The sequence below is a fragment of the Plantactinospora sp. WMMB782 genome (assembly GCF_049179135.1).
Taxonomy (GTDB): domain Bacteria; phylum Actinomycetota; class Actinomycetes; order Mycobacteriales; family Micromonosporaceae; genus Plantactinospora.
On record NZ_JBMHMC010000007.1, the window covers coordinates 3,581,261 to 3,595,602 of the forward strand.

Here is a 14,342-nt window from a genome sequence, read left to right on the forward strand (position 1 = left end):
CGGGGTCAGACCGGCAGCGGGAGGTCGGCCGGCGGGCGGGGCTGCCGCGCCGGCTCGCCGAGCAGGCCCGGCGCGACCGCGGTCGAGCCGCGCACCACCAGTTCCGGCCGGAAGATGTACTCCGAGTGCGGCGCGGCGTGCCCGTGGATCTCGTCGACCAGGGCGCGTACCGCCGCCACCGCCATCGCGGTGACCGGCTGCCGCATCGTGGTCAGCGGCGGGTCGGTGAACGCCATCAGCGGCGAGTCGTCGTAGCCGACCACGGAGAGGTCGGTCGGCACCGACAGGCCGCGCTGCCGGGCGGCCCGGATCGCGCCGAGCGCCATCAGGTCGGAGCCGCAGACCAGCCCGGTCACGCCCCGGTCGAGCAGCCGGGCGGCGGCCACCTCGCCACCCTCCACACCGAACAGCGACAGCTCGGCCAGCTCGTCCAGCTCGGCGTCGGTCGGCCCGACCAGTCGCTTCATGGCCGCCTTGAAGCCGGCCACCTTGCGCTGCACCGGCACGAACCGGCCCGGCCCGGTGATCAGGCCGATCCGGCGGTGCCCGAGCGCGACCAGGTGGGCCACGGCCAGTTCGCCGGCCTCCCGGTCGTCGCAGGAGACGAAGGGCGCCGGCAGGTTGGGCTGGTAGCCGTTGACCAGCACGATCGGCATCGGCCGGGCGATCAGCGTACGGTAGCGGCCCGGGTCGGCGGCGGTGTCGGCGTGCAGGCCGGAGACGAAGACGATCCCGGAGACCTGCCGGTCGAGCAGCATCTCGACGTACTCGTCCTCGGTGACCCCGCCCGGCGTCTGGGTGCAGAGCACCGAGGTGTAGCCGGCCTGTGCCAGCCCCGACTCGACGACCTGGGCGAAGGCCGGGAAGATCGGGTTCTCCAGCTCCGGCACCACCAGCCCGACCAGTCCGGCGCTGCGCTTGCGCAGCCGGGCCGGCCGTTCATAGCCGAGCACGTCGAGGGCGGTGAGTACGGCCTGCCGGGTCTCCGGTGCCACCCCGGGGCGGTCGTTGAGCACCCGCGACACCGTGGCCTCACTCACCTCGGCCTGCCGGGCGATGTCGGCCAGTCGTGCACGCATGGCGGAACTGTAGCCCACCGGCTCTTTCTTGCGTAGCCCACGGCAAGGACTTGCAGAACCTCCCCGACGTGGACCGACACCGCGCTCGACCCGGAGACAGGAGCCGGCACGGCTCCGAAACCCGGGCGATCCGGATCGACGGGTCCAGAGGAGGAGCACCTCCAAAAAGGACGTACCATCTCGTCCGGGGAACGGATGGGCGACAGTTGTTGCAAGGGTGTTTGCAAGGGGTTTCGGAATCGGCAACTCCTTGCTACTGTCCCGCCGACACCGGCCGGCAGACTAGGAGTGCTCCATGCGTCGGACAGCCAGAGGGATGGCCGTGCTCGCCTGCACGACCCTTGCCCTGACGCTCGCCGCCTGCGGCGACGACGACAGCGCGGGCGAGTCGGGGCGGACGACCGATCCCGCAGCCCTGAAGGCGGAACTCACCTGGTGGGACACCTCGGACCCGAAGAACGAGGGACCGGCGTTCCAGCAGCTCATCGCGAAGTTCAACCAGGTGTACCCGAACGTGAAGATCAACTACCAGTCGGTGCCCTTCGGCGAGGCCCAGAACAAGTTCAAGACCGCCGCCCAGGCCAAGACCGGCGCCCCGGACATCCTCCGGGCCGAGGTGGCCTGGGTGCCGGAGTTCGCCTCGCTCGGCCACCTCTACGTGCTGGACGACTCCGACCTCACCAGCGACCAGGCCGACTACCTCGAGACGCTGCAGTACGCGGGCAAGTACGAGGCCAAGACATACAGCGTGCCGCAGGTGACCGACTCGCTCGCGCTGCTCTACAACAAGGAGCTGTTCGAGGAGGCCGGCATCACCGCCGCGCCGAAGACCTGGGCCGACCTGAAGACCGCGGCGCTGGCGGTCGAGCGGAAGACCGGAGCCGACGGCATCTACCTCAACCCGGCCGGCTACTTCCTGCTGCCCTTCATGTACGGCGAGGGCGGCGACCTGGTCGACGCCAGGGCCAAGAAGATCATGGTCGACTCGTCGCGGAACATCGTCGCGCTGAACATCGCCAAGGACCTGATCGCCAGCGGTGCGGCGCCGAAGCCGGCGGCCAACGACGCCTACGGGACGATGATGACCCTCTTCAAGGAGAAGAAGGTCGCGATGATCCTGAACGGCCCGTGGGAGGTCAACAACATCAGGAGCGCGCCGACCTTCGGCGGCCTGGAGAACCTCGGCATCGCCCCGGTCCCGGCCGGCTCGATCAGGTCCTCTGCCCCGATGGGCGGGCACAGCTACGTGGTCTGGTCCGGCATGCCGCAGGAGAAGGTCGAGGCGGCGGTCGCGTTCATCAGGTTCATGAACTCGACGGAGTCGCAGGGCTTTCTCGCCGAGCGGCTCGGGCTGCTGCCGACCCGCAAGTCGGCGTACGAACTCGACGCGGTGCAGAACAACCCGGTGGTCACGGCGTTCCGGCCGGTGGTCGAGTCGGCGATGGAACGGCCGTGGATCCCCGAGGGCGGCCAACTGTTCGGCCCGCTCGACCAGCTCGCCACCCAGGTGCTGGTGCAGGACAAGGACCCGAAGACGGCCCTGGACGAGGTCGCCCGGAAGTACAAGGCCGAGGTCGTGCCGTCGTACGAAAGGTGACCCGACCTGCGGCGCCGGCTCCGGCCGGCGTACCCGTCCGGTACCCGGCGGGACCGGCCGGCGCTGGCCGGCGGCCCCGCCGGGCTCCCCTTCTGGAGCGCTGCTGATGAGCATCCTCACCGCCGGCCCGGCGCCGGCGCCCGCGCCGCCCGGACGCCGGCCCGGCACGCCGTCCCGGCTGCGCCGGAGCTGGGACAGGCACTGGTACGCCTGGGCGATGGTGCTGCCCGTCGTGCTGGTACTGGCGGTACTGGTCTTCTATCCGTTGGGCCGTGGCATCTGGCTCTCGCTGACCGACCTGACCGAGGCGAACCAGCTCGCCGAGATCTGCCGGAAGTCGCTCACCGGCGGCGAGGTCTGCGCGGAGAACCCGAACCGGTGGCAGTTCGTCGGGCTGGACAACTACGTCCGGGTGCTCTCCGGCGAGGTCGGCGAGTTCTGGCAGTGGACCGGGGTGACGCTGATCTGGACCTCGGTCTGCGTGGTCTTCCACTTCGGGCTCGGGCTGGGCCTGGCCACCATGCTGAACCGGCCGATGCGGCTGCGCGGGCTCTACCGGGTGCTGCTGGTGCTGCCCTGGGCGGTGCCGGCCTTCGTCAGCGCCTTCGCCTGGAAGTTCATCTTCAACGAGCGGTTCGGGCTGGCCAACTCGCTGCTGACCGCCGTCGGGATCGACCCGGTCGACTGGTTCGCCAACCGGTGGACCTCGCTGTTCACCGCGATCGTCACGAACATCTGGCTCGGGGTGCCGTTCATGATGGTGGCGCTGCTCGGCGGGATGCAGACCATCCCCGGCGAACTCTACGAGGCGGCCGAGATCGACGGCGCCAGCCCGTGGCAGCGGTTCGTCCACATCACCCTGCCCGGCCTGCGTCCGGTCAGCATGACGGTGCTGCTGCTCGGCACCATCTGGACCTTCAACATGTTCCCGATCATCTTCCTGGTCACCGAGGGGCAGCCGGCCGGCCAGACCGACATCCTGGTCACCGGCGCCTACCTGGCCGCCTTCGAGGGGATCCGGAACTACTCGCTCGCCTCGACGTACGGGGTGCTGATCCTGTCGATCCTGCTCGTCTTCTCGGTCTTCTACCGGCGGGCGATGCGCAAACAGGGTGAGGTGTGGTGACGATGAACCGATCCGTGCGTACCGGCCGGAGCCCGCTGCGGTCGGTGGGGCTGCACGCCACGCTGATCGTCGCCGCGCTGATCGCGGTCGGCCCGATCGTCTGGGTGCTGCTCTCCTCCTTCAAACCCGGGTACGCCGTGCAGAGCAGCGAGCTGACCCTGGTCAAGGACCCGACGCTGGCCAACTACGTGTACGTGCTGACCGAGACCCGGTTCCTGCGCTGGTTCGGCAACTCGGTACTCGTCGCCGCCTTCACCATGCTCTTCGGGATCTTCTTCGCCGCCACCACCGGGTACGCGGTCTCCCGGTTCAACTTCCCCGGCCGGCGACCGCTGATGACGGTCTTCCTGGTCACCCAGATGTTCCCGGTCGCCATCCTGATCGTGCCGATCTACATGATCATGGCCCGGCTCGGGCTGATCAACACCCCCAGCTCGCTGATCATCGCCAACCTGACGATCGCGGTGCCGTTCTGCGCCTGGATGCTCAAGGGCTACTTCGACTCCATCCCGACCGCGCTGGACGAGGCGGCCGCACTCGACGGCTGCGGCCCGTTCGGCACGTTCTGGCGGATCGTGCTGCCGCTGGCCCGGCCGGCACTCGCGGTCACCGGCTTCTACGCCTTCCTCACCGCCTGGGGCGAGGTCGCGTACGCCTCCGCCTTCATCCAGGAGGACCGCAACTTCACCCTGGCGTACGGGCTCCGGCAGTTCGTGCCGCAGTTCAACCCGCAGTGGGAGTACCTCACCTCGGCGGCGGTGCTGGTCACCATCCCGGCCGGGCTGGTCTTCCTCTACGCACAACGGCACCTGGTCTCCGGGCTGACCGGCGGCGGGACCAAGGGATGACCGAGCCCACCGGTCCCGACCGCACCATGACGGCTCGGCGCGCCGGCGGCGAGGTCTGGTGGCGGGCCGACGTCGAGGTACGCAACCCGGCGACCAACTACCGGTGCCTGGCGGTCGGGGCGGACGGGCGGCAGCGCCGGGTCAACGCGCTCGGCGACTTCGGCCACGACGTACCCGACAACACCGACTTCAGGCTGGTGGCGTACGCCGACAGCCTGGTCTTCCTGCGCGAGTCGCCGACGGAGTCGGTGCTGGTGCTGGCCCGGCGCGCGTCCGGCGAGCCGGTCCGGCTGGCCGGCTACGCCGGGGCGGAGGCGGCGAACCTGTACGGCGGGGCGCCCGCGCTCCGCCCGGACCCGGACGGCAGGCTGACCCTGCCCGGGGACGGACCGACCTTCCAGGTGTGGCGGCTGGGCTGACGGCAGCTCACTTCGATCCCGGGTCGAGTACCTCGCGCATCCGGTTCACCTCGACGGACTGCTCGAAGGCGATGTTCCGGGCCAGCTCCCGGACCTGCTGGTCGAGGCCGTTCGCGAGTACCTCCTGGGCCATCGCGATGGCGCCCTGGTGGTGCGCGCTCATCATCTCGACGAACATCCGGTCGAAGTCGGTCCCGGTGGTCGCGGTGAGCGTGGCGATCGCCTCCGGGCTCTGCATGCCGTGCATGCCGGGATGTTCGTGCCCGGTCCCGCCGAGCAGCGAGTCGAGGCCACGGTCGCGCAGCCAGCCGCGCAGCACCTCGACCTCGGGCTGCTGGGCGGACCTGATCCGGTCGGCGACCGCGATCACGCCGGTGCTGCCGGCCCGCTCCGGCACCAGGGCGGCCATCTGCAGGGCCTGCTCGTGGTGCGGCACCATCATGCTGACGAAGCGGATGTCGGCCGCGTTGTGCCGAGCTCCGGGTGGTGGAGTGAGCTGGTCGGGCCGGAGCACCTGGGCCGACTCGCCCGGCCGGCCGGGCTGGATCACCGGGGCGGTGCCGATCGCCGAGGTGGGCAGCACCGAGGGCGTGGGTGTCGGGGTCGGACCGGCCGGGGCCGCGGTCCGGGGTGCCGGGCGGCCGTCCCCGGTGCCGGCGATCCCGGCGACGCCGAGGGCGAGCAGCACCGCCGCCGCCTCCACGAGCACGAGAAACACGATCGCCGGTCGGCGACCGCCACCGGCCGCGCTCCTGGCCAACACCACAGCCTGACTCCCGTCCGCCCTGCCGGCCGGTCACGGCGTGGCCGGGGCTCCGCGCCGGGGCCGGGTCGTCAACCCCGCAGCTGGGGCGATGGTAGCCGGACCACCGGGACCGTGGAAGATCCAGTACGCCCGGACCTCGACGCCCTGTCGATCGGCGGGCCTACAGCTGTCTACTGTCGCACGCCCTGGCCGGCGAGCAGGGCGCGTACGCCCTCCAGATAGGTCTTCGGATCCGGGCCGTCGGCGAGGATCCGTTGCAGGGCGAAGCCCGGAACCAGGCTGAACAGGGCGGCTCCGGTCGCGTCGGGGTCGGCGTCGGCGGGCAGCTCGCCGGCCTGTTGCGCCCGACGGACCAGGGTGGCGAACCGGACCCGGAAGTTGGTGTAGATCCGGGCGACGAACTCGGCCAGCGCGGGATCGCGGAGCGACTCGGACCAGACCTGGATGGCGAGCGGAAAGACCCCGTCCGGCCCGCACTGGGCGTCGACGAACCGGAGCGCCCGGTCCAGCGCCTCGACCAGGGGCAGCGGCGGCTCGGTCGCGGCCAGGTCGGTGAAGAGTTCCTCCGCGCCCGCCAGCACCGACTCGGCGATCGAGGTGATCAGCTCCTGCTTGCTGCCGAAGTAGCGGTAGACGGCGCCCACCGAGAGGCCGGCCTCGCTGATCACGTCCTGCATCGAGGTGGCGTGGAAGCCGTTGCGCAGGAAGCAGCGCCGGGCGGCGTCGAGGATCTGCTGTCGCCGGGCCGCCAGGTGTTCGTCGGATACGCGTGGCACAACGCACATTGTAAAACGAGCGCTCGTTTCTTGACTCGATCGACGGCGGGGAGGAGGCTGGGTTTTAAGAGAACGAGCATTCGTTTTAGAAGGAGTCCCGGAGATGACTCGTCCGTCGGCCCCTGCCGGGCCGTTCCAGCCCGTGCCGTCGCGTCGGCCCCTGCCGGTCGCCGTACTGCTGGTGGTGGCGGTGGTGCTGTTGCAGGCGCTGCTCGTACCCCTCTTCGCCGCTCCGGCCGCCAACCTGGCGCCGCGTGACCTGCCGGTGGTGGTCGCCGGGCCGGCGCCGGCCGCCGAGCAGCTCGTCGCCCGGCTGGACAGCACCGCCCCGGGCGCCTTCGAGGTGACCCGGCTGCCCGACGGTGCGGCGGCGGACCGGGCGCTGCGCGACCGCGAGGCGTACGCCGCCTTCGTGCTCGGCCCGGACGGCCCGACCCTGCACACCGCGAGCGCGGCCAGCCCGACCGTGGCGGCCCTGCTCGGCCAGGCTGCCGGGGAACTCTCCGCCGGCCGCCCCGTCCCGGTGGTCGACGTGGTGCCGGCCGACCCGGACGATCCCCGGGGCGCCGGTCTCGCGGGCGGGTTCTTCCCGATCGCGCTGACCGCCCTGGTGGTCGGGGCGCTGCTCTACCTGCTGGTCGGAAGCCGGCTCGCCAGGCTGGCCGGACTGCTCTGCTTCGGGCTGCTGGTCGGCGTCGCCGGACCGCTGGTGCTGCAGGGCTGGCTCGGCCTGCTCCCCGGCGACCCGCTGGCCGTCGGCGCCGTCCTCGGGCTGGTCGGGCTGGCGATCGCGGCCACCGTCAACGGGCTCGGCGCGCTGCTCGGCCGGCCCGGCGTCGGGCTCGGCGCGGTACTCGTCTTCCTGGTCGGCAACCCGCTCTCGGCGGTCGCGGCAGCACCCGAGCTGCTGCCCCAGCCCTGGGGCCAGTTCGGCCAGTGGCTACCGATGGGCGCCGGCGGCACCCTGCTCCGGTCCACCGCGTTCTTCGACGGTGCCGGCGGTGGCATGCCACTGCTGGTCCTCGCCGGGTACGCCGCCGCCGGGCTGCTCCTGGTCGCCGTCGCCCGCCCCCGTCCCGCCGCCCACCCCGGCACCCCGCCCGCCCTCGCCCCGCTCGCCCCGCTCACGGACGAGGATGAGCGTGCTCTTTCGGGGAAATAGTCCCGTTCCGATGATCTGAGGGGACTCGTTCCCGGAAAGAGCGTGCTCCTGCACCCGAGTCCCCGGTCCGGACGGGCGGACCGGGGACGACGTGCGGGTACGCGATGGGGGAGGATGTCGGGCGTGGAACCTCTCCGGCTGATACTCCTCTACGCCCACCTCATCGGGTTCGCCCTGCTGCTCGGCGGCGCCGCCGCGCAGTACGCCACCGGACGGATCCGGATCAACCCGCTGATGCTCTGGGGTGCCGTCATCCAGGTGCTCACCGGGATCGGGCTCTCCGCCCCGCTGCGCGACGGCGACGAGCCGGCCCCGGCGAAGCTCGCCACCAAGCTGGTGATCGGCTTGATGATCTTCGTGATGGTGTTCTTCTCCCGGAAGCGGGCCGAGGTCAACCGAGGTCACTTCCTCGCGATCGTCGGGCTCACCCTGGTCAACGCCGCCGTCGCGGTCTTCTGGCGCTGACCCGCGGCCCGAGTCCACGCCCAGGCTCTTAGGCCCAAGTGCAGCGGCATCCGGGCGGCATCGTCCTGGCCGCTTGCCCCGGGATCAGCACTGCCACGGCACTGCCACGACGCGGAACAGGCGAAACGGGACTTCCCAGGGTCGGAGGTCACGCATCGGGCAGGCCCGGGAGTGATGTCGCGCACCCCGAAGTTACGTAAGGGTAACGGGCGTTCAACAGTCAGGCACGATTGTCGGCCGGTGGACAGGCGCGGGCGTACGCTCCCGTCCGTAACGTGGGACAGCCGGCGGCAACGCGCAGGCCGGCTTAGGGCTGCCACCGCGGTGGGCGGTGTGCAATGGGAAGGAGACCGTCTTGCGCGCTGTGCGTGGGATGCGGGTCGTCTCGGTATTCGCGGTGGGCGGGCTCGCGCTGGGTGCGGCCGCCGCGTGTGGTGAGGCCCCGAGCGATAACGAGGCGGGCGGCAACGCCGCCGACAAGTACACCGCGTGCATGGTGACGGACGTCGGAGGCATCGACGACAAGTCGTTCAACACCTCCGCGTGGGCGGGCCTGGAAGCGGCCAAGGCGGCCGACAGCAAGATCGACATCAAGTACGTGGCGTCCAAGGCCGAGGCCGACTACGAGCCGAACCTGACGCAGTACGTCAACCAGGACTGCGACTTCATCCTCGCGGTCGGTGGCCTGATGGGCGAGGCGACCTCGAAGATCGCCAAGGCGAACCCGGACCAGCAGTTCGGGATCGTCGACGCGAAGCTGCCGGAGAGCAACGTCTACCCGATGCAGTTCGACACCGCACAGGCCGGCTACCTCGCCGGTTACCTGGCGGCCGGGATGACCAAGACCGACAAGGTCGGCACCTACGGCGGCATGAAGATCGGTCCGGTGACCATCTTCATGGACGGCTTCGTCGACGGTGTCGCCCAGTACAACCAGGTCAAGGGCAAGAACGTGCAGGTGCTGGGCTGGAACAAGCAGACCCAGAACGGCTCGTTCACCAACGACTTCGTCAAGCAGGACGAGGGTAAGAAGGTCTCCGACACCCTGGTCGCCCAGGGCGCGGACATCATCATGCCGGTGGCCGGCGGAGCCGGTCTGGGCACCACGGCGGCGGCGCAGGCCTCCGGTGGCAAGTACTCGGTGATCTGGGTCGACGTCGACGGCTGCCAGAGCACCCCGAACTGCCCGGCCCTGCTGACCACCGTCGTCAAGAACATCTCCGACGCGGTGAAGGACGCCGTGGTGACCGCGGCCAAGGGCGACAAGCTGGCCCACGACCCCGGCTACCTCGGCACGCTGGCCAACAACGGCGTCTCGCTGGCGCCGTACCACGAGTTCGACAGCAAGGTGCCGGCGGAGCTGAAGGCCGAGATCGACAAGCTCAAGGCCGACATCAGCTCCGGCGCCATCAAGGTCACCTCGGCCAGCCAGCCGAAGTGACCACCGGGTCGCCGCCCGAGACCTTCGGGCGGTCGACCGGGTACGGCTGACGCCGACGATCCGGTCGCTCCGACCGTGCTGGAGGCCCTCCTCCGCACCGGTCGGGGCGGCCGGTTTTCGCGCCGGTCCGGCAGCGACAGGTGAAAGCAGCAGCTAGGCTGCACCATCGCCCGCACTCCAGGAGGTTGCGCTGAGACTCGAACTGCGCGGCATCACCAAGCGGTTCGGTGAACTGGTCGCCAACGACCACATCGACCTGACGGTGGAGCCAGGAGAGATCCACGCGCTGCTCGGCGAGAACGGCGCGGGCAAGTCCACCCTGATGAACGTGCTGTACGGCCTGCTCCAGCCCGACGAGGGCGAGGTCCTGGTCGACGGCAGCCCGCTGAAGGCCAAGGGACCCGGCGACGCGATCGCGGCCGGCATCGGCATGGTGCACCAGCACTTCATGCTGGTCCCGGTCTTCACCGTGGCCGAGAACGTGATGCTCGGTGCCGAACAGGTCCGGGGCGGCATCGTCGGCTTCCTGGACCGGCGCCGGGCCCGCCGCCAGGTGACCGAGGTGTCGAGCCGCTACAACCTGCGGGTCGACCCGGACGCGGTGGTCGAGGACCTGCCGGTGGGCGTGCAGCAGCGGGTCGAGATCCTCAAGGCGCTGACCCGGGACGTCGACCTGCTGATCCTGGACGAGCCGACCGCCGTGCTGACCCCGCAGGAGACCGAGGAACTGCTCGGGATCATGCGGTCGCTCAAGGAGTCCGGCAAGTCGATCGTCTTCATCACCCACAAGCTCAAAGAGGTCAAGGCGATCGCCGACCGGATCACCGTGATCCGGCGCGGCCGGACCGTCGGCACCGCCAGCCCGGACGCCAGTGAGGACGAGCTGGCCGCGCTGATGGTCGGGCGGACCGTCAACCTGACCGTGCGGAAGGCGCCCGCCGCGCCGGGCGAGCCGGTGCTGGAGGTCGCGGGGCTGGTCGTCGACGACGAGCGGTCGGTCCGCGCGGTGGACGGCGTCGACCTGACGGTACGGGCCGGCGAGGTGCTCGGCATCGCCGGTGTGCAGGGCAACGGCCAGACCGAGCTGATCGAGGCGCTGATGGGGCTGCGTCCGGTGCTCGACGGCACCGTCACGCTGGCCGGTCAGCCCGTCAACGGCTGGTCGACAAAGCGGGTACTGCGGGCCGGGGTCGGCTACGTCCCCGAGGACCGCAGCGTCGACGGCCTGGTCAAGGAGTTCACCGTCGCCGAGAACCTGGTGCTGGACATGTACGACCGGCCGCCCTTCGGCTCCGGCCTGGCACTGCGGCCGGAGGCGATCACCGCCTCGGCCCGGGAGCGGATTCCCGAGTTCGACGTACGCACCTCGTCGGCGGAGGCGGCCGTCGGCACCCTCTCCGGCGGCAACCAGCAGAAGGTGATCATCGCTCGGGAGATGTCCCGGCCGCTCAAGCTCTTCGTCGCCGCCCAGCCGACCCGGGGGGTGGACGTCGGCTCGATCGAGTTCATCCACCGCCGGATCATCCACGAGCGGGACATCGGCACCGCCGTACTCCTGATCTCCAGCGAGCTGGACGAGGTGATCGGGCTGGCCGACCGGATCGCGGTGATGTACCGCGGCCGGATCATCGGCGTGGTCGGGCCGGACACCCCGCGCGAGGAGATCGGCCTGCTGATGGCCGGCATCACCGACGCCGCAGCCGACGCCGGGACGGGCGCGAATCCCGACGCCGACGCCGGGACGGATGCGAGTCCCGACGCCGGGACCGACGCGAATCCCGAGCGGCCGGTGAACCCCTCTTCCGACGGCGCTGGTAGCGAGGAAAGTCGATGACCGACGCGAACGAGCCAGGGTCCCCGCAGCCGGAGCAGCAGCGGCAGCCGGAGCAGCCGACCCCGGCCCGGCCGGCGCCCGGCGCCGGGGCGGGTGGCGACCCGGGGAAGCCCGGGGGTGCGCTGACCGACCGGGACGGCGGTGGGCGGCAACTGCTCGGGTCGTTCGTGCACAACCTCTGGGCGGCGAACACCGTCACGGTCACCGTACTGGCGATCGTGCTGGCCACGCTGATCGGCGCCGTACTGATCATCGTCTCCGACCCGGACGTGCTGGCCACCTGGGGCTACTTCACCGCCCAGCCCTCCGACGCGCTCAACGCCAGCTGGACAGTTGTCAGCGACGCGTACGCGAACCTGTTCAAGGGTGCGGTCGTCGACCCGGCGGCGGTGCAGGCCTGGGCGAACGGCAGCGGCGGCTGGCAGCCGGTCTTCGCGCCGATCTCGGAGACGCTCACCTACACCGCCCCGCTGGTCTTCACCGGGCTGGCGGTCTCGCTCGCCTTCCGGGGCGGCCTGTTCAACATCGGCGCACAGGGCCAGGCGACCCTCGGGGTGATCCTGGCCGCGCTGGCCGGCTTCCTGCTCCCGCTGCCGCCGGTGATCCACCTGATCGTGGCGGTACTCGCCGGAGCGCTGGGCGGGGCGATCTGGGGCTTCGTCCCCGGGTTCCTGAAGGCGCGTACCGGCGCGCACGAGGTGATCACCACGATCATGCTCAACTACGTCTCGTTCTCCTTCCTGGCCTGGATCATCGTGCAGAACGGGGTGCACGATCCGGACCGGACCGACGCGATCAGCCGGCCGGTGGACGGCTCGGCGCAACTGCCCCGGCTGCTCGGCGGCGATCTGCGGGTGCACCTCGGCATCGTGCTGGCGGTCGCCGCCACCTGGGCGGTCGGCTGGCTGCTCAACCGCTCCACCTTCGGCTTCGAACTCCGGGCGGTCGGCGCCAACCCGGACGCGGCGCGGACCGCCGGGATCAGCGTCGGCCGGACGTACGTGCTGGTGATGGTGATCGCCGGGGCGCTCTCCGGGCTCGGCGGCGCCAACATGGTGCTCGGGACCACCGCCACCGCGCTCACCCCGCTGGTGGTGGCCCAGATCGGCTTCGACGGCATCCTGGTGGCACTGCTCGGCCGGGTGAAGCCGTGGGGCGTCGCGCTCGCCGCCCTGCTCTTCGGGGCGCTCCAGGCCGGCGGCAACCGGATGCAGTCGTACGCCAGCATCTCGCTGGAGCTGGTCACCGTGTTGCAGGCGCTGATCGTCATCTTCATCGCCGCGCCGGCCCTGGTGAAGGCGATCTTCGGGCTCCGGGCCGCCCGGGCCGCCCGGTTGTCCTCCACGAGCATGGCGAAGGGCTGGTAGTCAGCGTGAGCGCGAGGAGTGAGCTTGCGAGCCCCGCAGTCGCGAACGGAAGGTGGCGCAGGTGAGCGCGAGGAGTGAGCTTGCGAGCCCCGCAGTCGCGAACGGAAGGTGGCGCAGGTGAGCGCGAGGAGTGAGCTTGCGAGCCCCGCAGTCGCGAACGGAAGGCGGCACTGATGTCGACGATGGCTGTCGAGGACGTCGCCGTCGCGGTGCGTACGGGCTTCTGGACCCGGGACCGCAGGGTCGGCGCCGGTGCCGTGCTGCTCGGAATTGTCGCGGCGGTGCTCTTCGGCTCGCTCGCCACCGGTGAGGACGCCCGGTTCACCCTCAGCGAGGATGCCGGCGGGGCGGCGCTGACCATCGACGGCACCTTCGGAGCGATCCTGCTCGGGCTGGTGGCGGCGGCGGCCGGGGCGGCGCTGCTGGCCGGGCTGCCGAAGCGCTGGTTCGTACCGCTGCTCGGTGTGGCGGTGGTCGGGGTGGTGCTCTCCTTCCTCTGCTGGCAGGTGTCGGCGGCACCGGCCGGGCAGAACTTCATGCCGCTCGTCAACATCGTCCGGGGTACCTTCATCCTGGCCCTGCCGCTGATCTTCGGCGCGCTGGCCGGGGTGCTCTGCGAGCGGTCCGGCGTGGTGAACGTGGCGATCGAGGGCCAACTGTTGATGGGGGCCTTCGCCGGTGCGCTGGTCGGCACCATCGCGGCGAGCGCCTGGGTCGGACTGATCGCCGCCGCGCTCGGCGGCGCGCTGATCTCGCTGCTGCTGGCGATCTTCACCATCCGCTACCTGGTCGACCAGGTGGTGATGGGGATCGTGCTCAACCTGCTCGCGGTCGGCCTGACCGGCTTCCTCTACGAGCGGCTGATGCAGCCGGAGGCGGCGAAGTACAACCAGCCGCCGAGGTTCGAGGCGTGGCCGATCCCGGTGCTGTCGGACATCCCGCTGCTCGGGCCGGCGCTGTTCCGGGGCAACATCTTCCTCTACCTGGCGCTGATCCTGGTGCTCGTGGTGCACGTCGCGCTGTTCCGTACCCGATGGGGGCTGCGGACCCGCTCGGTGGGCGAGCACCCGACCGCCGCCGACACCCTCGGGGTGAAGGTGCTGGCGCTGCGCTACCGGAACGTGCTGCTGGCCGGCATGGTGGCCGGGATCGGCGGTGCCTCCTACACGCTGGCGCTCTACACCTTCAGCAAGAACATGATCGGTGGCAAGGGCTTCATCGCGCTGGCGGCACTGATCTTCGGACGGTGGAGCCCGACGGGTGCCCTGCTGGCCGCGCTCTTCTTCGGCTTCGCCGACCAGCTCGGCACCTACCTCAGTGCGATCGACAGCAGCATCCCGAGCGAGTTCCTGGCGATGCTGCCGTACCTGGCCACCCTGCTGGCGGTGGCCGGGCTGGTCGGCAAGGTGCGGGCCCCGGCCGCCGACGGCAAGCCCTACATCAAGGGCTGACCAGCGGCGGG

At 70.8% G+C, this 14,342-nt stretch carries 13 protein-coding genes; 10 read left to right on the plus strand and 3 right to left on the minus strand.

Features of this window, described 5'->3' with window-relative positions; translation table 11 throughout:
- Positions 1-5: 5 nt before the first annotated feature.
- Entirely contained in the window at positions 6-1,079 is a 1,074-nt protein-coding gene (locus ACN28A_RS18500) for a LacI family DNA-binding transcriptional regulator (RefSeq protein ID WP_421396780.1), read from the minus strand.
- 295 nt (positions 1,080-1,374) lie between these two features.
- Between ACN28A_RS18500 and ACN28A_RS18505 the strand changes: the two genes are divergently transcribed.
- From ACN28A_RS18505 to ACN28A_RS18520, 4 genes are all read left to right on the plus strand, one after another.
- On the plus strand, positions 1,375-2,676 hold the full coding sequence (locus ACN28A_RS18505) for an extracellular solute-binding protein (protein ID WP_421396782.1): 1,302 nt from the start codon (positions 1,375-1,377) through the stop codon (positions 2,674-2,676).
- Between the two features lie 106 nt (positions 2,677-2,782).
- Entirely contained in the window at positions 2,783-3,802 is a 1,020-nt protein-coding gene (locus ACN28A_RS18510; protein ID WP_421396783.1) for a carbohydrate ABC transporter permease, read from the plus strand.
- Positions 3,803-3,804: 2 nt separating this feature from the next.
- Positions 3,805-4,650: a sugar ABC transporter permease gene (locus ACN28A_RS18515; protein WP_421396784.1), complete on the plus strand. Its 846-nt coding sequence runs from the start codon at positions 3,805-3,807 to the stop codon at positions 4,648-4,650.
- A complete protein-coding gene (locus ACN28A_RS18520; RefSeq protein ID WP_421396785.1) occupies positions 4,647-5,069 on the plus strand; it encodes a hypothetical protein in 423 nt (140 codons plus the stop codon). The genes ACN28A_RS18515 and ACN28A_RS18520 overlap by 4 nt, the downstream gene beginning before the upstream one ends.
- Before the next feature lie 7 nt (positions 5,070-5,076).
- Here ACN28A_RS18520 and ACN28A_RS18525 read toward each other — a convergent pair whose 3' ends face one another.
- Both ACN28A_RS18525 and ACN28A_RS18530 read right to left on the minus strand, forming a co-directional pair.
- Positions 5,077-5,829 (minus strand): DUF305 domain-containing protein, encoded by a 753-nt coding sequence (locus ACN28A_RS18525; RefSeq protein ID WP_421396787.1) that lies wholly within the window; start codon positions 5,827-5,829, stop codon positions 5,077-5,079.
- A 176-nt stretch (positions 5,830-6,005) separates the two neighbouring features.
- Positions 6,006-6,611 carry a TetR/AcrR family transcriptional regulator gene (locus tag ACN28A_RS18530; RefSeq protein WP_421396788.1) on the minus strand — a complete coding sequence of 202 codons (606 nt, stop codon included), beginning with the start codon at positions 6,609-6,611 and terminating at the stop codon, positions 6,006-6,008.
- A 103-nt stretch (positions 6,612-6,714) separates the two neighbouring features.
- On the opposite strand from ACN28A_RS18530, the gene ACN28A_RS18535 reads away from it, so the two are divergent.
- The 6 genes from ACN28A_RS18535 to ACN28A_RS18560 all read left to right on the plus strand — a co-directional run bounded on the left by ACN28A_RS18535 (position 6,715) and on the right by ACN28A_RS18560 (position 14,331).
- On the plus strand, positions 6,715-7,773 hold the full coding sequence (locus ACN28A_RS18535) for a hypothetical protein (RefSeq protein ID WP_421396790.1): 1,059 nt from the start codon (positions 6,715-6,717) through the stop codon (positions 7,771-7,773).
- A gap of 123 nt (positions 7,774-7,896) precedes the next feature.
- Positions 7,897-8,238, plus strand: coding sequence for a hypothetical protein (locus ACN28A_RS18540; protein WP_421396791.1), 342 nt, complete (start codon positions 7,897-7,899; stop codon positions 8,236-8,238).
- A gap of 373 nt (positions 8,239-8,611) precedes the next feature.
- The gene (locus ACN28A_RS18545; RefSeq protein WP_421404484.1) at positions 8,612-9,679 is read left to right on the plus strand and encodes a BMP family lipoprotein; all 1,068 of its coding nucleotides are present in this window, start codon (positions 8,612-8,614) and stop codon (positions 9,677-9,679) included.
- 250 nt (positions 9,680-9,929) lie between these two features.
- The gene (locus ACN28A_RS18550) at positions 9,930-11,513 is read left to right on the plus strand and encodes an ABC transporter ATP-binding protein (protein ID WP_421404486.1); all 1,584 of its coding nucleotides are present in this window, start codon (positions 9,930-9,932) and stop codon (positions 11,511-11,513) included.
- On the plus strand, positions 11,510-12,880 hold the full coding sequence (locus tag ACN28A_RS18555; RefSeq protein WP_421396792.1) for an ABC transporter permease: 1,371 nt from the start codon (positions 11,510-11,512) through the stop codon (positions 12,878-12,880). The genes ACN28A_RS18550 and ACN28A_RS18555 overlap by 4 nt, the downstream gene beginning before the upstream one ends.
- 173 nt (positions 12,881-13,053) lie before the next feature.
- The gene (locus ACN28A_RS18560) at positions 13,054-14,331 is read left to right on the plus strand and encodes an ABC transporter permease (RefSeq protein ID WP_421396793.1); all 1,278 of its coding nucleotides are present in this window, start codon (positions 13,054-13,056) and stop codon (positions 14,329-14,331) included.
- The last annotated feature ends 11 nt before the right edge of the window (positions 14,332-14,342 follow it).